At 56.3% G+C, this 20787-nt stretch carries 14 protein-coding genes; 11 read left to right on the top strand and 3 right to left on the bottom strand.

Annotated elements, in window-relative coordinates; genetic code table 11:
* Position 1: 1 nt before the first annotated feature.
* The 9 genes from EH31_RS13165 (at position 2) to EH31_RS13125 (ending at position 14997) form a co-directional block, all read left to right on the top strand.
* Complete coding sequence (locus EH31_RS13165) at positions 2–763, top strand: ABC transporter ATP-binding protein (RefSeq protein WP_051699256.1); 762 nt, start codon at positions 2–4, stop codon at positions 761–763.
* The gene (locus tag EH31_RS13160) at positions 763–2028 is read left to right on the top strand and encodes an ABC transporter permease (protein WP_051699255.1); all 1266 of its coding nucleotides are present in this window, start codon (positions 763–765) and stop codon (positions 2026–2028) included. The genes EH31_RS13165 and EH31_RS13160 overlap by 1 nt, the downstream gene beginning before the upstream one ends.
* A 162-nt stretch (positions 2029–2190) precedes the next feature.
* Positions 2191–3510: a tetratricopeptide repeat protein gene (locus EH31_RS13155; RefSeq protein ID WP_081853402.1), complete on the top strand. Its 1320-nt coding sequence runs from the start codon at positions 2191–2193 to the stop codon at positions 3508–3510.
* A gap of 21 nt (positions 3511–3531) precedes the next feature.
* Entirely contained in the window at positions 3532–8403 is a 4872-nt protein-coding gene (locus EH31_RS13150) for a hypothetical protein (protein WP_034961011.1), read from the top strand.
* 120 nt (positions 8404–8523) lie between these two features.
* A complete protein-coding gene (locus EH31_RS13145; protein WP_034961009.1) occupies positions 8524–9396 on the top strand; it encodes an SH3 domain-containing protein in 873 nt (290 codons plus the stop codon).
* 168 nt (positions 9397–9564) lie between these two features.
* Entirely contained in the window at positions 9565–10257 is a 693-nt protein-coding gene (locus EH31_RS13140) for a response regulator transcription factor (protein ID WP_034961007.1), read from the top strand.
* Positions 10254–11585 (top strand): sensor histidine kinase, encoded by a 1332-nt coding sequence (locus tag EH31_RS13135; RefSeq protein WP_034961006.1) that lies wholly within the window; start codon positions 10254–10256, stop codon positions 11583–11585. The genes EH31_RS13140 and EH31_RS13135 overlap by 4 nt, the downstream gene beginning before the upstream one ends.
* Positions 11586–11657: 72 nt before the next feature.
* Positions 11658–12269 (top strand): hypothetical protein, encoded by a 612-nt coding sequence (locus EH31_RS16990; RefSeq protein WP_051699253.1) that lies wholly within the window; start codon positions 11658–11660, stop codon positions 12267–12269.
* Positions 12241–14997 (top strand): CHAT domain-containing protein, encoded by a 2757-nt coding sequence (locus EH31_RS13125; RefSeq protein ID WP_161782150.1) that lies wholly within the window; start codon positions 12241–12243, stop codon positions 14995–14997. Before EH31_RS16990 ends, EH31_RS13125 begins: the two co-directional genes overlap by 29 nt.
* A gap of 6 nt (positions 14998–15003) precedes the next feature.
* Here EH31_RS13125 and EH31_RS13120 read toward each other — a convergent pair whose 3' ends face one another.
* From EH31_RS13120 to EH31_RS13110, 3 genes are all read right to left on the bottom strand, one after another.
* On the bottom strand, positions 15004–16269 hold the full coding sequence (locus tag EH31_RS13120) for an acyl-CoA dehydrogenase family protein (RefSeq protein ID WP_034961002.1): 1266 nt from the start codon (positions 16267–16269) through the stop codon (positions 15004–15006).
* Positions 16270–16372: 103 nt separating this feature from the next.
* Positions 16373–17155 (bottom strand): DUF2189 domain-containing protein, encoded by a 783-nt coding sequence (locus EH31_RS13115; RefSeq protein WP_034960999.1) that lies wholly within the window; start codon positions 17153–17155, stop codon positions 16373–16375.
* Positions 17156–17175: 20 nt separating this feature from the next.
* Positions 17176–17847: an OmpW/AlkL family protein gene (locus EH31_RS13110; RefSeq protein ID WP_034960996.1), complete on the bottom strand. Its 672-nt coding sequence runs from the start codon at positions 17845–17847 to the stop codon at positions 17176–17178.
* A gap of 301 nt (positions 17848–18148) precedes the next feature.
* On the opposite strand from EH31_RS13110, the gene EH31_RS13105 reads away from it, so the two are divergent.
* Entirely contained in the window at positions 18149–18847 is a 699-nt protein-coding gene (locus EH31_RS13105; protein WP_034960994.1) for a Crp/Fnr family transcriptional regulator, read from the top strand.
* A gap of 269 nt (positions 18848–19116) precedes the next feature.
* Positions 19117–20784 carry a cytochrome-c oxidase, cbb3-type subunit I gene (ccoN, locus tag EH31_RS13100; RefSeq protein ID WP_034960991.1) on the top strand — a complete coding sequence of 556 codons (1668 nt, stop codon included), beginning with the start codon at positions 19117–19119 and terminating at the stop codon, positions 20782–20784.
* Positions 20785–20787: the final 3 nt, after the last annotated feature.

Raw genomic sequence — 20787 nt, 5'->3', positions numbered from 1 at the left:
TATGGCAATCCCAGCCACCCAAAGCGCCGATCAAGGCCATCCGCTGATTGAGACACGCGAACTGGTCAAGTCATACAATCTTGGCGGGGAAGTGATCCATGCAGTGAACGGCGTCTCTCTCACGATTGAGCACGGCGAATATGTCGCAATCATGGGAAAGAGCGGTTCGGGCAAATCGACATTCATGAACATGATCGGGTGCCTTGATGTGCCTTCATCGGGACAGGTGTTGATCGACGGAACGCCAACCGCCGATATGTCGAGCGACGATCTGGCGGTTCTTCGAAATGAGAAAATCGGCTTTGTGTTTCAGCAGTTTAACCTGCTTGCCCGGACGTCTTCGATTGATAATGTGGCGGTGCCGTTAATCTATGCCGGGATGGATAAAGCAAAGCGGCGTGAGCGTGCGACTGCAAAGCTTATCGAGATGGGGCTAGGCGACCGATTGCTGAACACGCCTGCCAAGCTTTCAGGCGGGCAGCAACAACGCGTGGCTATCGCAAGGGCTCTTGTGACAGAGCCGCTTATGCTGCTTGCCGATGAACCCACTGGCGCTCTTGATACCCGCACCAGCGAAGAGATCATGGCGATTTTTGAAGGGCTCAACGCCGCTGGTATTACGGTGATTGTGGTCACCCACGAGGACGAGATTGCCGACCATGCAAAGCGCCGGATTGAATTTCGCGATGGCAAGGTGATTGAAGACAGGCTGGTCCAAAATCGCGCGGTGGCTACTGGCGCATTAGCGGTGGAGGAGGCGTAATGGCGACCATCCCTGCAAAGCGAAAGGGCCAGAAATTCCTCTCCAGCTGGGGCGTGAATATCGCCATTGCTTTGACCGCGCTGCGCACCAATTTGATGCGCTCTATTCTCACAATGCTGGGCGTTTTGATCGGCGTTTTTGCGGTGACGCTGGCAGTGGCCGTTGGCAATGGCGCGCAAGAATCCGTCATGCAGTCGATCAACAGCTTTGGTTCGAACATGGCGATTATCGTGCCAGAACCCGACAATGAAGGTGGGCGGCGATCGTACGATCGGGGCCGCCTGACAAGCCGCGATCTGCGCGCGATTGAGCGCGAAGTCCCCGGCGTTATCGCCACCGCGCCGCAATTGCGCTCAACCCTTGATATGGTGACGGCAGGGGCCAACACTTCGACCAGCGCGGTCGGGACAACCCCGGGATATGGCCAGATCACCAATCATCCCGCTGATCGCGGGCGCTATATAAGTGAGGCCGATGTTCGCTCTGCTGCCCGCGTTCTGGTTCTGGGGCAAACCACGGCCGAAACTCTGTTTGGCGAATTTGACCCTGTTGGAGAGACCGTGCGCGTCGACGGCGTGCCATTTCAGGTCATCGGTGTTCTCGAAGAAAAAGGATCAACTTTCGGCACCGATAATGACGACACAGCTGTGCTTCCTATATCCACCATGCGTCAACGCTTTGTTGGAGACAGCCTGCCTGGGCCAGATGACCTTCAACTTGCCTTTGCCGGGTTTGAAGAGGGGGCCTCTCTTGTCCAAGGCAAGATCGATATCACTAATCTGATGAAGGACCGCTACCGGGTCCGGGATGGCGAGATTAACCCGTTCCGGGTGCGCACCACGCAAGAGTTTATGGAGGAAAGCCAGTTTATCACAGGCATCCTGCAAGCGGTTCTGGTTGCGATTGCCTCAATCTCGCTACTTGTGGGCGGAATTGGCATTATGAACATCATGCTCGTCAGCGTTACAGAGCGCACTCGTGAAATCGGTCTGCGCATGGCATTGGGCGCCAAAGGCAGCGATATTCGCAACCAATTCCTTGTCGAAGCAGCGGTTTTGTGTGTGCTTGGTGGTGCAGTCGGCCTTGTCTTGGCGTGGCTCGCTGGTTCGGCCTTGACCGCCTATGCCGACTTTCCTGTACCCATTGGCATCGGTGTTGCTCTTGGCTCTTTGGCCTTTTCGGCGGTGCTTGGTTTGGTGTTCGGGAGTTACCCCGCGATCCGAGCCTCGCGCCTGTCACCGATTGAGGCATTGCGCACCGAATAGGACGGCATTTTCGCCGGGGTCCTTACACTTTCCAGCCACCTAACAGCGATTGTCATAAGCGTAACCAAGCTTGTCAGCGGACGTAGCCGCGTGACTGCCCCATTGCTCTGTCAGAGCCTCCTTTGCGGAGGCAATTGATGGCAAACCGGGGGCAAGCACACGATGAACAGACTTTGTAGATTGGTGATCAAAGCAGCGATGCTGGGCGCCGCTTCATTCGGAATTTTGATACCAATAACAGCGCACGCACAAAATGAAGAAGCCACGCAATCAGAAGAGAATGCTGCGCAAGGCGCATTTGATGCGCTCAATGCTCAAGTAAGCGAGCGGGCGGGCGATCCTTCGTTCGATTATCAGCTTGGTATTGCCGCGCTGGATGCAGGACGTTTTGGCGATGCGATCATCGCGTTTCAGCGCGTGCTTGCGGTTAAACCCGGCAATGCAGCGGCAAGAGCGGAGCTTGCGCGTGCCTATGCCCTTGCAGGCGATATCGATACAGCGCGAGAGCAATTTGCGACCGTCGTGGAAGACCCAACGCTGCCCGATCCGGTGCGTCAACGCTTCACCGGATTTGTCCGTCAATTTGATCGCCAGATTGCAGGCGGCGGATCGGATGTGAGCGGTTTCGTCGATACGAGGTTGGGCTTTGATAGCAATATCAACACCGCCACCGAGCTCGATACCATTGTGATCCCGCTGTTCAGCTTCCTTGGCGCAGGACAGCTTGGTGCCAATGCGATCGCACAGGAAGACGAGTTTTACGAAGTTACCGCCGGTGTGTCAGGAGTGACCGCGATCGGTCGGCAAGATCGTCTTTTCGCTTCCGCTCTCGGCAGCTGGCGCGACAATTTCGACAGCAGTGCTTTCGATCAGGCCGCGCTCACCGGAACGGCTGGTTATGCGCGCACGTTCGCCAATCGCGATGTCCTGTCGCTGTCTGGCCAGGTCCAGAAATTCTGGCTTGATGATAGCGGCTTTCGGACAAGTTACGGGGCGATTGCGCAATACACAAAGCCAATTGCAAGTGGGCGTGCGCTTACCATTTCCGCACAATGGAACAGGCTCGACTTTGACAATGATCCCTTGCGCGATGCCGACCGGTTTGCAGCGGGCGTTGGGTTTGTCGGCAAACAGTTCGCGATCAACCTTACGGGCGGCAAAGAAGAAACCCGGCGCACAGCAGGCGATGCGCAGAGTTTTGGCTTTGTAACCGCCAATGTCGGGGCAGAATTGCCCGTTTCCAAACGTGTCGCAGTCGTGGGTGGAGCAGCTTTTGACCTGAGACGCCATGACGCGCCCGACCCCCTGTTCTTGGCCGAGCGCGAGGATGAAAGGCTTGATCTTCGAGCGGGACTCAAGGTTGCCGTGCTCGACCGCCTCTTCCTCCAGCCCACAGCCACTTACACCCGCAACTGGAGCAATATCGCTCTGTTCGACTTCGAACGTTGGACCGTGTCGGTCGGTGCCCGGTTCGAATTTTGATCGCCATCAGGAGAATATGACATGACCTCGTTTCCGATGACTTCATCGCGCAAACTGCGCTTCCTTTTGGTTGGTTGTTCAAGCCTTGCTTTGACAGGGTTTGTACCCGGAGCAGTTGCTGCCAACGACGTGATCTTCACCTCGTCTGACGCGCAGATTGTGCCAGGCAAACGCACCACGCAAGCCCAAGGCATTACACAGATCAGGCTGGCATCAGGTGGTATGGCCTCGATTACACAAGGGGCGCAATACACTATCAATGAAGACGGCTCGATTGACCTTTTTGAAGGCTCCATCACAGTCACAGGCGCTGCGCATTCACCGGTGGAAGTGCGAATGCCAGGCGGCGTCGTGGCGCGCATTGTTGGCACGTCGTCTTCATCCAGTTTTTCGGTAGCCAATGACGGCACAGCCTCTGGCCACACACTCACCGGCGTTGTTCGAGTTGGCACCGAGGGCAAACGCCAACGCCCCTATCGCGAAGGCCAAATGTGGAGCGCGCAGTCTGGCGAGAGCCCCACGCGCACCATAGCCAATGGAGCGGTTGAGCAACCCGGCAATGTGTCTTCTGATGGCTTGGACCCGGCACAAATTGTTGCCATTGGCGGCGATTCGGGGCCTGTTAATGCGGCATTGAACGGCATTCCGGTGACCCTTGGCGATGGACTTGCGGCCGCGGGTGCGTCCTCTGACATTATTGATGCAGGGCGCAGGGTTGAGGCCGCCGTTGCAAACCCATCGCTTGATCGGTTTCCCAGCGGTGATCTGGCGCTGCTGGTGGCGGCAGCGGCTGACCTTGAGCGCGCTTATGGCGGATCGCCTTTTAATGCAGCACAAGCCGACATCATCAGAACCTATCTTGCCTTTCTCGCAAGCGGAGCATCGGGTGCCGAGTTCCTGACCACGTATAGCAGTTTCACACTGAGTTACCTCGAATTGATCCGGGCAGGCGGCGTGCCCAGCGGCTTTGCCAGTGGCAATACAAGTGCAGGCGATATTGACGCCTACCTCGCTTTCATCAGCCGGACCGGCGCAATTTCCGCGCTTGGCGCACAGGATCGCGTTCTTGCGGATGCCTATTTGGCGTTCATCGCCAGCGGGCAAAACCGCGACCTGTTTGCCTCCTCCTTTGCCGACCTCACGACTGCCTATTTTGCATTCTTGCGGTCTGGCGGCATTCCTAGTGAGTTTGCAGACGCAAGTCAGGAAGCGCTCGTGCAGTCGATTGCATTCTTGCAGGAAAGCGGATTACTGCTCCAGCTTAGCGCTGCCGATCAAGCCTTGATCACAGCATTCCTGAACAATGGCGGGATCGGTTTTGCAGGCCAGTTCCAGACCGCGCTTGCCGACTATTTTGCATTCCTTGCCAGCGGTGAGCGGCCAAGCAGCTACACCGTGCTCAATCAAGCGACCTTGCGCAGCTATCTTGAGACACTTGCACGCACCGGGCTTCTTGCGAACCTTGAAGAAGGCCAAGCCCAATTTTTCGCCGATTACCTCGCATTCTTGCAGGCGGGCGGCGATGTTGATGCATTTGTCGGACTGCCTGCAAACATCTTTGCAGGATACCAGACAGATCTTGCCGCTTACTTCGCATTCCTTGAGAATGGCGGTATTCCATCGGCCTATACCCCTCTTTCACAAGAGGTGATCGCGCAATATCTCGCCGCGCTTGAGACGGCAGGTGCAACGCAGTTCTTCCTTGGCGATCTTGCTGATTTCTATCAGGCGTATTTTGCCTTTGTTTCTGGTGGTGGAAACCCGGATAACTTTGCGCAGCTTCCCGTGCCGCCGGATTTCCCGGCCTTTGCTGCCGCTCTCAATGCCTATGCCGTATTCCTGGCTGCCAATGGCCTGCCGTCAGACTTTACTGAGGGCGATCTTGGCACGTTACAGCAGTTTTTCAACGCGGTTCAGCAATCAGGTCAGGTCGATACCTTGCTTGGCGATAATGGCGCATTGCTGTTAGCCTATTTCGCCTTTCTTGATAACGGAGGGGCCGTTGACGGCTTTGCGGCGCTACCGATCTATCTCGACTATGTGGCGCAGCTAAACGCCTATTTCGCCTTCCTCGAAGCGGGCAATTTGCCAAGCGAATATACCGTTCTGGATGCAGTGACGATTGAGCAGTACCTTGCCGCGCTCGCTGGCCTGCAGGGCGGACTTGCTGGGTTTGGCAACCTTAATTCGTTCTTTGTCGACTATTACGCTTTCCTTCTTGGCGGAGGCAATCCGAACGATTTTGCCGGTCTTTCAGGTGGTCAAGGAACAAATTTCGAGAATAATTATAGGGCCATATTGCAACCAGGGGTTAGCTCGTTCGGTCCAGCCAGGGCTGCCACTGTGACAACCGATGGCCAGATCACGACCACAACATCGTCCAGCGGCGTAGTCACCGATCATGCTACAACGGCAGGCACGCTGCGTGAGCATGGCCGCTTTGGCAATGATGTGGCTTTCACCCGCTATGAAAACGCGGTTGCGAACGGGCAAGCCACAAATCAGAACACGCATTTGCTGGTTGGCAATTTCGCTACCAGTATACCTACTACCGGAACCGTCGAATACGCACTGGTTGGTGGCACATTGCCTACTGACGTGTTTGTCGAACAAGGCACCACCGGATCATTCTCCGGGCGGATGGCGATTGCTTTCAAAACCATCCCCGAAGTGGGCCTCGATTTCGATGTCTATTTCGGTGGGCGCGGGTGGAATACACGCACTGCTGGCGGCGCGGATGATCCCGATGCGCAAGGGCTGTTGGTCGGCGCAGATGGGCGCTTCAGTTTCACCTCTGGCACAGAATTGACCACTACCGCCTTGATCGAAGGCTCTTGCGCAGTGTCCTGTTCAACCCGCGTGTTCGGTTCGCTGTTTGGCGATGGCGCGCCATATGCGGGCTTTGCCTATCAAATCTCGGCCGTCGCCAACGGTACCACTGACGCCAGGTTCTCCAATGTCAGCGGTCTGGCGGTTTATGGCCAAAACGGCACCGCCTTGGCCAGCCTTGGCACCCTGCCCGGTGGCGTCGGAACGGGCGGCGGCAATGGCGGCGATGCAGGTACGCCGTTGATCCTTGCCACTCAGAGCGATTTTACGGCGACCAGCGGGGTGAACTTTAATCTTGCAGGACCATCGACGCGCTTGAGCGGTTTCAGCGCCACTACCGTCGATTTCAATGAAGCTCGGGGTGTCACGGCAATCGATGACAGCTTCCGCCCGCGCAGCATCGGTACGGCCATGGTCACCGATATCTCGACCAATGACCGCTTCGCCATCGGGCGTTGGAGAGATGGCTTGTATGTCAGCAGTACCAATCCCTCCGAGGACACCACGCTATCAGGTACACAAGGACTGCATTACCTAATCGCGGCTCCCACTTCGATGGGTGCCTTCGTGCTCCCAACGATGGGTCGCATCGATTATCAACTGATAGCAGCCACTGCACCCACTATCGCCGATGGCTCGCTAGCCCCAGGCAAGTTCGAAGCGGATATGGCCGTGCTTTTCGGCTCCACCAACCGTGTAGCCATCGAAGGCCAGATCACCATGCCAACGGCCACCGGCGATTATGTCTATGGCTTCTCCACCGAAGGCGGCATCGCCAATGCCTCGCAAAGCACATCAGAGTTCCGCGTGACACAAGGGCGCAATGTGAATTTCTCGGTGCTCGGTAGCGGTATCACCACCAGCGACAACGCTTGCGATGCCAATTGCACGATTTCGTTCGCAGGCTATTTCGCTGGTGCCGATATCAACCAGCTTGGCCTGACCTATTCGGCGACCACCACGGTCGATGCCACAATCAACACCAGGCGTATCGATGGTGCCGCGATTTTCGGGAATGGTGTTTATGATGGTGGTGCAGGCGGCGGCAGCACCGGCACCGGCTTTACCGGCACACGCGATGGTCAGGTGTACTACGCCTATCTCGACGGTTCGCTTAACACCGGTTTTGGTGGGTCGGCCGACTTCGTCAATGGCCAGATCACGGGTATGTCATCGCTCGTGGGCACCGTCTCCAGCAACGACACCACCATCGTTGAAGCCACCGATTTGGGTGAAGTGGCGTGGGCGAGATGGACCAATGGCACGGTTCAAACCGCTGGCCTTCTTGGCAATCTCGATTTCCCCGTGGGCGCCAATGGCGGCTATCATGTGATGACCGGCGAAGTCACTACAAGCCTGCCCGGCGGCACGATCGCCTACGAGCTGATCGGTGGAACTTCAGCAACCGATAACGCGGGCTCTGCGCCCGGCACGCTCACGGGCGATCTTGCCATCGCTTTTGGAGCAAGCAACCTTGTCGGCTACGACCTTACCATGGCCGTTGGCGGGCGCAGCTGGTCTGTGTCGACCAACGGCGGTGCAGCCAATCCGGCAAGCAGCGATATCAACCTCGTCGTCGGCAGCGCAGGCTTTACATTTGGCGGTTCTTACACCAACTCGGTTGGTACCGTCACCTCAACTGGAGACACCTGCTCGATAAGTTGCTTCGTCAATGTCAGCGGTACGCTGTATGGCGATGACGCTGCCTATGCAGCGCTTGCGATGAATGTGACCGACAGCGGCCTTGGCCGCGTTGTCGCTGCGTCGGGCCTCGCGATATTCGGGCAAGAAGGTGCAGCCGCGTCGATTGTTGATCCGGTTCAAAATGCGCTCGCTGCCGCGCCGATGCAAACGCCCGCGGTTCCCACCGATTGGGGCCGTTGGGGTGTAGGGCCTCTGCCTGGCGGTGATAATCCGGCTGATGGTTCTGTTTCGGTTTCGCAGCCGATTGCACCTGGTCTCAAAGGCGCGATTGGACCTGCCGAAAGGGCCGCGGCGATTGCTGACATTGAGGCCATCATGGGCGGAACGATTACATGGGGTGAACAACGCCAGATGCGCTGATTAGCCAAGGGGACCACAATTCTAACAGCTATTGTCATCCATGTGACAGAAGCTGTGTGTGGTCCCCTCAAAGCCCTTGCGACACAACTGCAAGCAGAACAATGCGAGGGGAATGAAGCAATGAAACACTTTAAATCAGGTATGGCCAGCATCGCCATTATCGCGGCACTTTGTGCGCCAACATCGGCAATGGCAGATGATGATCTTGAACTTGTGACTTGCGAGGAGAGCCTTGGCACTATTGCGGTTGTTGATGGCGACACGCAAGGCTGGGCGGAGTTCGACCTTGGTTCACCGCGCGAGCTTATCAATTCTTTCGCAATCGACTCTGGTTGTTTCACGCCCCATTCCGCGGCCAGCGGCCAACCTGCCGACTTTCTGATGAATGTCATCGCCGGGTCTAGCGAAGAGGTCGATCAATCGATTGAAATCGCCAAGTCGGCAGCGGTTGAAGGCTTAGTGCGTTCAGGCGCAGCTGGGCAGGTCCTGGGCCGAGTGCCTGGTGCAGGCGCGGTTGTGGGCATGTTCAATATGTTTGGCGGCAAGAAAAAGCGCGTGGCCGCCGGCATCAAACTGCTTTCGCCTGCGACCGGCCAGACCATTGTTACCGGCTCTGCTACGGTCAAGCGCAGTTCGCTAGATTTTCGCGGATCATCGCCATGGATCGCACGCGCCGATCAAGTCGGCTATCGCGATAGCCGCACCGGCAAGCAATTGGTCGAAGCCTTTGTCATCGCCTTCAATGAAGTTGTTGCTCAAGATGCTGTGATCGCTTCGGTGCCAGCGGTCAGCGTTGCATCAAAAAACGCCAATATCACGACTGTCACTGTTGCTACTTCAATGATGGCGATGCCCATGGCCGATGGCGAAGCTGTTCGCGGGTTAGAGCCTGGTACAACGCTCAATACCACCGGTCGACGTGAAGGTTTGTTTGTTGAAGTTGAAGACAACTTTGGCACCAAAGGATGGGTATCGGTCGAATCGCTTAACTGAGCGACCCGAGGGGGCAGGCTGCATCGGCTTTGTGCAAGCCTGGTACAGCCTGCCCTTTGGGCGCCTTTTTGTTCGTCTTAATCGTTCGCTTGCAGGGAAGGCTAAGCAATGGCAACTCATGACGCAGCACAAAGTCATGCGGTCGTTCAATGTGGCCGGGATGGGGGAATGACAAATACACCGCTCAGAATTCTCTATGTTGAGGATGATCAACGCACCGCCGCTGCGGTAAGCGAATTGGCTCAGGCAAGCGGCGATGTGCTGATCTGGGAAGAGAATGGCAGCGCTGCTCTTTTAAGGGCAGGCATGGAGGCGTTTGATGTTATCATCCTTGACCGGATGCTTGGCGACATTGACGGCCTGACGATCACCCGGCGCCTTCGCGAAAGCGGAATTGGCACACCGATCTTGATAATGAGCGCTTTGGGCCGAAGCAGTGACCGGGCCGAAGGGCTTGATGCAGGCGCAGATGACTACATGGCAAAGCCTTACGAACCCGATGAATTGATGGCCCGGTTGCGGGCTCTCCACCGGCGCTCTGCTGGCAAAGAGCACCAGGCTGTGATCATTTACGGCTCATTTGAATGCCATTTGAAAGCGCGCACTGCGTTTCGTGACAACCAACACCTTTCGCTTAGTCCCAAGGAATTCGAACTATTCCGCTATTTTATGGAAAACGCTGGCGAAATGGTCACGCGCGAGATGCTTTTGCGCGATGTCTGGAATATCGACTTTGATCCGCAAACCAATGTGGTTGATGTCAACATTGGACGGTTACGGCGCAAGCTTGAAGAAGGTTTTGGCACGCCTGCGCTCGAAACAATCTTTGGCTCTGGCTACCGCATTCTTGAAGGCAAATGACTTTGGAAGCCCGGCGCTCCATATTTTCACGTCTCGTGCTGGCAGCGATCGGCCTGTCCCTCGCTTTGGTCTTGGTGCTGTGGTTTGTGACCCACCAAACCGTTGTCACGACCTTGAATGAAGGCGCGGCAAAAGAGGTCGATGTGGACATCGCAGGGCTTGTCGACATTTATGCCACCAGCGGGCTGGATGAATTGCGGGATAGGATTGCCGACCGCGTGGCTCTCACCCCAGCCGAAGGCAGAACGCCGCACTATCTGCTGGCCAATGATGCAGGTGAACGGCTGGCTGGTGATCTTACGCGCTGGCCCGCGCTTGATCCGATGGTGTCAGAGGCAGGAGCAATCGCGATTGGCGAAAAGTCGCGCGGTTTTGCCCGCGCTGTACAACTGGGGCCGGACTTGCGCTTGCTGGTCGCGCGCCGGACAGACGCAAGCGCTGCGGTCTTGCGCAATATCGCCATTGCCTTTGCAATAGGGGGGGGCATGTTTGTGCTTTTGGTCGCCTTGCTGGGCCGATTGGCGGCCTTGGATTTGCAGCGCAGGATTGGCCGTATCAATCTTGCATTTCGCGAGCCAGGCAAAGCGGTTGAGCTTATCGGGGTTAGAGGCCGCGATGAGATTGACGAGCTGGCCGGTCACAGCGCCCGGGCTTTGGAGAGGCAGCGCGGCCTGATGGAGGCATATAAGGAAACCTCCGAGCAATTGGCCCATGAAATGCGCACGCCATTATCGCATCTGGATAATCGCTTGCTCAAGGCATTACAGGCAGAGCCCGCTCCGCGTGTTGCAGAACGGCTGGTCGAGGCTCGTGCTGAAATCAAACGCTTGGTGCAAACGCTGGAATCGCTGCTCGATATTGCGTCGAGCAAAAGCAGGCGCGGGGACAAGGCTGGACTTTTGCCGGTTGATCTGAGCGCGATGGTGACAAGCCTTTGCGAACTGTATTCCGGGAGCGCAGAGGAAACCGGCCATTCGCTTACCTGGGAAATTGCTCCGGGGGTAATGATCGATGGCGAAGAACGCCAACTGAGCCGATTGGTGACCAATCTGCTCGACAATGCGCTCAAATATGTTCCCCCCGGCGGCAAGATTGAGGTATCAGTTGGGCCGGGGCCTGTTTTGGTTGTTTCAGACGACGGACCGGGCATTTCGCCTGCGGATAGAAAGAAGATTTTCGACCGGTTTTACAGAGGTCAAGGTCATTCGCACGATGCGCATGGGAGCGGTCTGGGATTGGCTTTGGCAAGGGCAATTGCTGAACGCCATGGTCTGCAATTGACGCTTGAGGACTGCGTGTCCGGTTCAAGTTTCAGATTGGAGGGGTAGCTGATGCAAAGACATTCTGCTTGGTCGGGTTCTTACAAGAATTTGCGAGACAAGCTCTCTAACTATCATCCGATGGAGGGTAAAAGACTTGCTGCATTGGCGGCCTTGGCCGGGGGGCTTTTGGCAGGGGCCGCTTGTGCGCCAAGCGCGACCGGACAATCGGTTGCCTCAGTAAAAGCGCCGCTTGCAGATCGTCCCGCGCCAAGTGCGCGTGCTGCGCGCTTGGCGCGGGACTTAGCTGATGCTGAGATGGCGCATGACCTGGGGGAAAAGGCGCGTCTTGGCGAGTTAGTCGGCGCTCTATATGCAAGCGGAATTGGCCCGCGCAGTGAAGAGCAAGCCGATGTGCTTGCGCAGTGGGCGGCATTTTCTGGGGGAGAGGCAGCCGCTTATCGCGGACGGTTGCTGGGGCCTGCCTATGTTCGCGGTGAACTTGCCCCGGGCCAGCGCTGGAAAAGCGCGCAGACATTTAAATCCGGCGAACCCAGCACCCTTGCCGTTTCGCATAAGGGATCTGGACCGGTCAGCATCAGTGTAAGCGATCAAAGGTCGCGCAGCGTTTGTGCGGTTGGGCGTGAAGCGACACCAGCGTGCCGGTTTACTCCCCTCTACACTCAACGTTACTCGATCGAATTGGTCAATGAGGGGCCCGAACGTGCGGTATATTTTCTCGTCTTTGATTAAGGCGTTTGCAGCCGCCACAATCCTTGTTTCAGGAACCCCTGCAGCGGCCCAGTATTTCGATATTTACGGCGATGCAAACCGCTCTCTGCCCGAGGCCCAAGAAGCCTATGACGCGATGGGGGATGAGGCGTCAAAAGCTGAACGCAGCAAGCTTACATCTGACCTCATCATGGGGCTGATCGGCAAGGCAAAGTACAAAGAGGCGCATGAACTCTACGTTGAGAACGAGTCGCTGGATTTGCATGTCGATGCGCGGATGGGGGCAGTCGGGCATGGCCTCGTGGCGTTCGTGACAGATGAAACCGTAAAAGCAGACTACATCGCACAACTGAACCAGATGGTTGTGAGCGACAGCTGTTCGCCGTGCTATGCCCGAACCTTTGCAGCGCATCATCTGGCGCGGTATTATTTCCTCAAAGAGGACGATCTTGCCAAGTCTATCACTTGGCACAAAAAGGCGCTCGATCTTGCTCTTGAGGACCTGGCTCCCAACGATCCGGCGCGGGTCAATTTTGCTTATCAATATGCAGCCTACCTTCGCAATCAGGACCTTCAGGCAGCCGGCGAGGCGGTGCGTTTCACTGAAAAGCTCGCCTTCGAATTGCTCCCGCGCGATGACCACTTGGGATGGCTTTATGTGTTCCTTGCCAATGCCTTGATCGCGTTGGACAAGGGACGCACGGCAGAGGCGGCGGATTTGTTCGGGCGCATCGCCGATATCGGCGTCAAAGAATGGGGCCCCGATAATCCCCAGCTTCTCTCGATCTATCAAAACACCGCCGTCTTGCTTTCGCGGCTTGGCCGCAATCAGGAGGCCGTCGACGTCGCTATGATGGCTGAGAATAACGAGGCGTATTCGGATGAAAACGAACTGGCTTACCAACAAGCCCTCGTAGCACGCCTTTTATTCGAAGCGGCCCGGCCTGAAGAAGCGATCGATTATTTCCAAACAGCCTTGACCATTTTTGGCAGCGCCGATGTGACAGGTAGGGATCTGGCCCGCGCACGATCTGACCTTGCCAACATCTTGAGCATTCAGGGCAGGCATGGGGATGCGTTGGCCTTGAATCATCTGGCAATGGTTGAATACGCAAAGCTTGATCAAACAACCCCTGAATGGCGTGAGCGCCAGACACTTTCTGCTGTCTTCCTTGCGCGGGCCGGGCAAACCGCTGCGGCTGCACAGGCGATTGCGCCGGTGCTCGAATTTAATGAAGCGGGTTTGCTCGACGTTTATGCGCAGGATCAGGATCGCCGCGCCATTGCGTCAGATGGGACTGAGATTTTTCGCGATTCCATGCTGATTTCCTTGCTGAATGGCGACCACGAACGTGCCTGGCGCAGCGCACAGCTGTCGGTGATCAGCGACCTTGCATTAAGCGCCGCTACCTTTTCCTACCCCGGAGATGCCGAGGGGTTTGCCAAAGCGCTTGATGATGTACGCTTGGCGCGCAACGCGGAACAAGCCGCGCGTGCCAGTTTTGCGGAAGGCGATGGCGGGTCGGCTGAGCTGGCGCTTGCAGTGACAGCGCGTGAGGCAGCGGAGGCGACACTTCGCCAAGGGTATCCCGATTTTGCAGAATATCTGCGCCCCCAACCTCTTGCGATTGCTCAGGCACAGGCGCTTCTTTCAGAAAACGAAGCCTATCTCCTGCCGATGATCTATTCCGACCGGGTGGTGACCATTGCGATTACATTGGATGGATTTGCGTGGGGTCAATCGATGACCTCCCTGTTTGAAGCGCGTAGCTTGATCAGCAGTGTTCGGACCAGTCTTGATGCAAGCCTTGGCGGGGAAGACAAATTTGATGTCGATGCAGCCCATACGCTTTATCGCTATATTTTCCCTTCGCAGATCACCGCATTGGTTGCCACAAAGGCCAAGCTCATCTTCCCGGCTGGAGGGCCGCTTGCTGTCATCCCGCCAAGCGTTCTGGTGACAGAGCCAACCGGTCAATCGCGGCCGCGCTATCTTATCGAGGACAAGGCCATCGCGATCACGCCCGGCCTTGGTCAGCGTCAGCTTGCCCGGACCTTGGCGCCAAAGCGTTTTGCCGGGATCGGCGCGCCCAGCCTTGCAGCGCCTCCATCAGACAGGGCGGCGTTAAGGGGGCAGGTCGTGGACGCAGAAACAATCAGCGCTCTACCCTCGCTTCCCGGCGCGAGCGAGGAGCTTGCCGCGCTCAAGGCCGCCTTTGCAGATGAAGGCACACTCGTCCTGTCAGGCGCCGCCGCCACTGAAAAAGCGGTTCGTGCCGCGCCATTGAAACAGTTTCAGGTGCTGGCCTTTGCAACCCATGGATTGGTCAGTGGCCAGATCGCCGGGCTAAGCGAGCCGGCTTTGGTCCTTACCCCTGATAATGCCAATAAAGGTGAGGACAATGACGGCCTCCTCACGGCGAGTGAAATAGGACGGTTGAAGTTGGCCGCAGACTGGGTAGTTTTGTCCGCTTGCAACACTGCTGCTGGTGAAGGGCAGGCATCGCCAACTTACTCCGGTTTGGCCCGCGCATTCCAATTGGCAGGAGCGCGTTCTTTGCTGCTCTCCCATTGGCCGGTGCGCGATGATGTTGCGGCAAGGCTTAGCGTCGCCACTGTCAAAAATTCGAGCCGCGGTGTCGAACGCAGTGAAGCGTTGAGACAGGCGCAATTGGCAGTGATGGGCGATCGCTCGCTCGATGGCGCAGCATCGCCTGCACTGTGGGCGCCTTTTGTGATTATTGAATAAGGTGCGTCAGGTTTTGATCTTTCCAAACAGGACCCCGGCCACTTTACGCATCTGAATCTCTTCTGAGCCTTCCGTGATGCGATAACGGCGATGGTGGCGATAGATGTGTTCGAACGGTTTGTGCCGTGAATAACCAATCCCGCCATGCACTTGCATCGCGCGGTCTGCTGCATCACACACCAGTCGGTTCGCCCAGTAATTGCACATGGAAACCTTGTGAGAGAGCCTTTTGACAACCTCTGGTTTGGTCATCTGATCCATTTCCCAAGCGGTCTTGAAGATCAGCAACCGGAGCATTTCGCACTGGGTTGATAGCTCCACGATCGGGAACTGGATCGCCTGATTAAGCCACAATGGCTTCCCAAAAGGCTTGCGTTCCTGCGCATATGCAATCGATTCAGCCACGCAATACTCTGCCGCGCCAAGCGAGCTTGCCGCCTGCCGGATGCGGTTTTCGTGGACGAAATGCTGAGCCGCGGCGAGCCCCCAGTCAAGATCGCCCAATACCATGTCGTCAGGGACGAACACATCCGTGAACGAGCATTTCGGGTGGTCTGTAGGCATGTTGAAGGTCCACAGATATTCGCCAACCTCAAATCCTTCAGCCGATGTATCGACAACAAAACAGCCAAGCCCTTTCGGCTCGCCCGCATCGCCCGAATGGCGCGCGAAGGTCATGACATGGGTCGCGGTGTGAAGCCCCGTAGTCCACATTTTCTCGCCATTGATGAGCCAGCCTTCAACACCATCCTTGGTGTGACGCACAGCCGTTGTTTCCATATGGGTGGCGTCTGAACCGTGGGCCTCTTCGGTCAAGCCGAAGGCCCAGCGATGCTTGCCCTGAAGCATCCCTTCCATGAACCGCTCTTTCTGAGATGGCGTACCGAAGTCGCGCATCATCAGCGGCTGGACAAGGTTGCCGACTATCGAGTGTTCGTTTTGCAGGTCATTATGGAGGCCCAGACCCTTTTTGGCGAGGTGATGGCGGATGACTGCCATGCCAATGTTTGTGCCGTCCTGTCCCCCGAACTCTTTGGGTAGCTGATACCGATAGTGGCCGGCTTTATCTGCCAGGGTTTTCGCCTCTTTCAGCAGCTCCTCCCACTCTTCGCGAGGGAGCCCGTCATTGTCCCAATCGGTCCGCGCATGTTCGCGCCGGTGGTCGAAAAAGCGGATATTGTCATCGCGTGCCTCAAGCGGCTTGATCTCGCGCTCGATAAAGTCATCGAGCACTGTCAGGTATTCTTGGATGTCCTTGGGCACTTCGAACATAGCATCCGCTCTCTTTGCAAAAATGAATTCGCCTAGGGATGCACATTTTGTCCGGTACATGCAAAACCAGATTGCGCTTTTGAGCGCAAAGTCCGCCTATCAATTATGGCAGTGCCCTTCGATAAAGGTGCCAGGTTGCATGTCCCAGAACGGGCAAGACGATCAGCAAGCCGAGGAAGGCAAGCGTCATCGCCGCTCCCAACATGACTGCAATCAACGCTGCCCAAGCTATCAGCACCCAAAAATTGTCACGGAACACTCTCAGGCTCGTGAAGATAGCAGTTAGGAAATCGGTCTGTTTGTCGACCAGCATTGGGAGACTGAAGACGGTGATCGCGAAAAAGACCAAAGCGATCACCGCTCCAATCACACTCCCCACGAGCAGCATGGTGATGCCAAGGGATGTGAACAAAAATGCCAGCGATTCAGAGCCTGCTCCGGCCTCGACCAGGAATATGGAGAAGACCAAATGCGCGATAATCACCCAAAAGCCGAAAGCGACAAAGATGATCACGCCCATGGACAAGATTTGTTCGTCGCCTCGTCCTCTGACTGCTCCCAGGATTGCGGGCCAAGTCATAGGGAGGTCGAGCTCGCGTCGCCGGCTGACTTCGTAAAGGCCGACGGCGGTAAAGGGGGCGAGGAGCGGGAAACCTGCCGTTGCAGGGATCAGCCATGAGACCTCTCCGCGCGCAATCAGAAGATAACTTAGAGCAAGACCTGCAAGCGCATAGATCGCTCCGAAGAACAATCCATATCGCGGCGCAGCCACAAAGTCCTTCCAGCCAGCAATCAGGGCAACGCGCAAATCTCCTATTTGAAGATCGCCCGAATGCCTCTGATCGCGCGGCGTTTGCAATTCATTTGCGTGATCGCCTTGGCTCATTCCTCTCCCCCTATTGCATACTAGAACCGATAGCTGACTCCGGCGCTGAGCACCCACGGATCGAGCTTGTGGTCGGTCTCAAGCACAAGAGTGTCGCCTGCGCGCACCTGAAGCGTTGTGTCGATGAAATAGCGCTTCGCATCAAGGGTCACGCCAAATCCACTATCGTTCACTGGAATATCGACACCAGCTTGCAGAACGAAGCCTAGTTCGTTCGAAAGATCAGCGTCGGTCGCGCCCAACGGGACAATTCCTCCACCTGCACTGTCTCTGAGCCAAATAAAATAAGCACCGCCAGCACCGACATATGGCTTTACCCCGCCAAGGTCGAAGTGGGCCTTTGCGGTGAAGGTCGCAGGCAACAGAAGGGCGTTGGAGACGACTTCGGTGCCAGCCGGGAGACCTGATACGGCATCAACGTCGTGCTGCGTAGTGCCTGCGATGGTCTCGATAGAGAAGTTTTTCGATACAAAATACTCAACCGCAATCGTTGGCACGAAGTTGTCGTTGGCCGCCGTATCGGTGCCAGCTGGAAGGCCGACTCCGTCGACTACGACTTCCTCAATTCCGCCATCTGGCGAGACGAACGTACCCACAACCTTGAGCTGAATATCGCCAGCCTCTTGGGCCATAGCAGGTGAGCTTACAATTGCCATTGCAGCAGTTGCGGCGCAAAATAGTGTCTTCTTCATTACGTCAAATCCCTGATTTAGCCTGAATAATTGGAGGGGGCTCCGCCCAGCATAACAACAGCATCACACACAATTGTCGTCAGCCAGATGGAGGGCCGTTTGGCCTAAGCCGGCTTCTTCCCACCTTTATTTGTCTTGGCTCTGTTCCCATGAGCAGCAGTGGCCGCCCATTGCGACCCAGGATGTTTGCTGCTGACGGTCAAATGGCTGGGGTCAGACGATCGTGCATTGATCTAAATCAATGTGGGTTGCGCCCATGAGGCCCACATAGACGCCTTGAGATTAAACAAGGGATTGATCCATGGCCTTTCCGGAGCTGTTCGAACGCTTTGCTGTAGAAGTGCTGCCGCTTGGCGTTTCCGATGGAACGCACCTGCGCTTTCAATCGGTTGCTCGGTTTGTCACTGCCCGCGCGGGCGACGCGCCGTTCAGGGGCAACGGCAAGGACCAGATCGCCTTCGTAGCAAGCGGCAGCACAAAATTGGTGGCGCAGGCCTCGCAGGGGCGCGAACAGGTGGTTGCCTTCCATTTCGCTGGGGATCTTGTTTCGATCCCGTCGAGCACCGCGCATGCTTATTCATTATGCGCGCTCGAGGATTGTGAGCTGGTTTATTTTCCTGCTGATAAATTTTTGGCGCTAGCTCAGGAGGAATCGGGAATGGTGGCAGAAGTGCTCACCCGGGCACTTCGCGCATTGGAGCGATGCCGGGAAAAGACGGTCGCGCTTGGCAGGAAGACCGCGCAAGAGAAACTGGCAAGCTTTCTTGTCACGATGAACGACCGGGTTGGTGCGGTTGAGGGAAATCAGCAGGAAATGAGCCTGCCCATGTCACGCAAAGATATCGGCGACAGCCTTGGTTTGACGATCGAAACCGTCAGTCGCCAATTCAGCGAATTGCGTTCTCTTGGCTTGATCGAGACGCAGGGCCGTTCAGGGATCCGCCTGCTTGACCTGGAGGGTTTGAAAGCGCGTGCTGGCCATGTTCTGGCAGCGGCATGATCAGGCGGCATCATTTATTTTCAAATTTGACCTAAATCAATGAACTGCAGATGAACTTGCCTTAGGTAGTGTCAATCTGATTGGACACATGTGTGCGACTATGGACGGTAATTTACACGCGAATTGGATCTGCTTCCCAAAAGCCTAGACACTTTTGGGAAGCGAATATGGGATGAAAACTGGCGAGTTTCCTGCGCCAGTTTGATGCGGATCAAATACGGGACTGCCTCACAGCGTTAATCGGTGCGAGGTCGAAAGGGATCAATATCATGGAATCAACTCTTGGTAGGGTCGGGTTATGGGCGATTGTGCTTATGCTGGCCATTGTTGGAATTGCGGGCGCGCAGGATAGCGGATTTGCGGTCCATATGGGCCTTATTGCGGGCGTCGCTGTGCTGCTGATTGTGGCTACGATGACAACCTTCGATCCGCTTGCGAAAGCACAAAGCATATTCAAAATGCCTCCTGGGCCCGAGCGTTACGATGATGATGTTGTGCGCTGGGGTGTGATTGCGACGATGTTCTGGGGGCTTGCAGGATTGCTTGCCGGGCTCTTCATCGCTCTGCAATTGGCGTTTCCGATTTTGAACCTAGAGCCTTGGTTCACCTTTGGCCGGGTCCGCCCCCTTCACACCAGCGCGGTCATCTTTGCCTTTGGCGGCAATGCTTTGATCGCGACGAGCTTCTACGTCGTCCAACGCACCTGCCGCACGACGCTGGCATTGCCTGGCACGGCGCGGTTTGTGTTCTGGGGATACCAGCTTTTCATCGTTCTGGCGGCGACCGGCTATCTGCTAGGTGTTACCCAGTCGAGAGAATACGCAGAGCCTGAATGGTATGTTGACCTGTGGTTGACCGTCGTTTGGCTGGCGTATCTTGCGGTGTTCGTTGCAACGATCCTGAAGCGCCGCGAGCCGCACATTTATGTGGCTAACTGGTTCTACCTTGCTTTCATTATCACTGTGGCGATGCTGCATGTGGTGAACAACCTTGCCATGCCGGTGAGCTTGCTTGGTTCGCGCAGCTATTCAGCCTTTGCCGGTGTCCAGGATGCTCTGACGCAGTGGTGGTATGGACACAATGCGGTCGGGTTCTTCCTCACGGCAGGCTTCCTTGCGATGATGTATTACTTCGTCCCCAAACAGGCGAACCGCCCGGTGTATTCCTACCGGCTGTCGATCATCCACTTCTGGTCATTGATCTTCCTCTATATCTGGGCAGGTCCGCACCACCTTCACTACACCGCTTTGCCTGACTGGGCTCAGACGCTGGGAATGGTGTTTTCGATCATGCTGTGGATGCCCAGCTGGGGCGGGATGATCAACGGTCTGATGACGCTGAACGGCGCATGGGACAAGGTTCGCACCGATCCGATCATCCGCATGATGGTCATGGCGCTCGCTTTCTACGGGATGAGTACCTTCGAAGGCCCGATGCTGTCGATCAAGGCGGTGAACAGCCTCTCGCACTACACCGATTGGACAATTGGCCATGTGCACTCTGGCGCGCTTGGTTGGAACGGCATGATCACCTTTGCGTGTGTCTATTTCCTTGTGCCCAAACTTTGGAAGAAAGATCGGCTCTACTCCCTTCGCATGATCAACTGGCACTTCTGGCTCGCGACGCTTGGCATCGTTTTTTACGCCGCCAGCATGTGGGTAGCCGGAATAACGCAAGGGCTCATGTGGCGCGAATATGGCTCTGATGGTTATCTGGTGAACAGCTTCATCGACACCGTTGCCGCCCTTCATCCAATGTATCTCATGCGTGCCTTTGGGGGTCTTTTGTACCTCTCCGGCGCGATCATCATGACCTACAACATCTGGATGACCATCGCCGGATATCAGCGCGACGAAGCGCCGATGGCGGATATGGAATATGACGAAGAGGCGGACCGCCCGCTTCCCGCCAATCCTCAAGCTCAACCTGCGGAATAAGGA

Source organism: Erythrobacter longus, assembly GCF_000715015.1.
Lineage (GTDB): Bacteria > Pseudomonadota > Alphaproteobacteria > Sphingomonadales > Sphingomonadaceae > Erythrobacter > Erythrobacter longus.
Note: the sequence above shows the minus strand (reverse complement) of the source record. Positions and strands in the feature narration are given on the sequence as shown.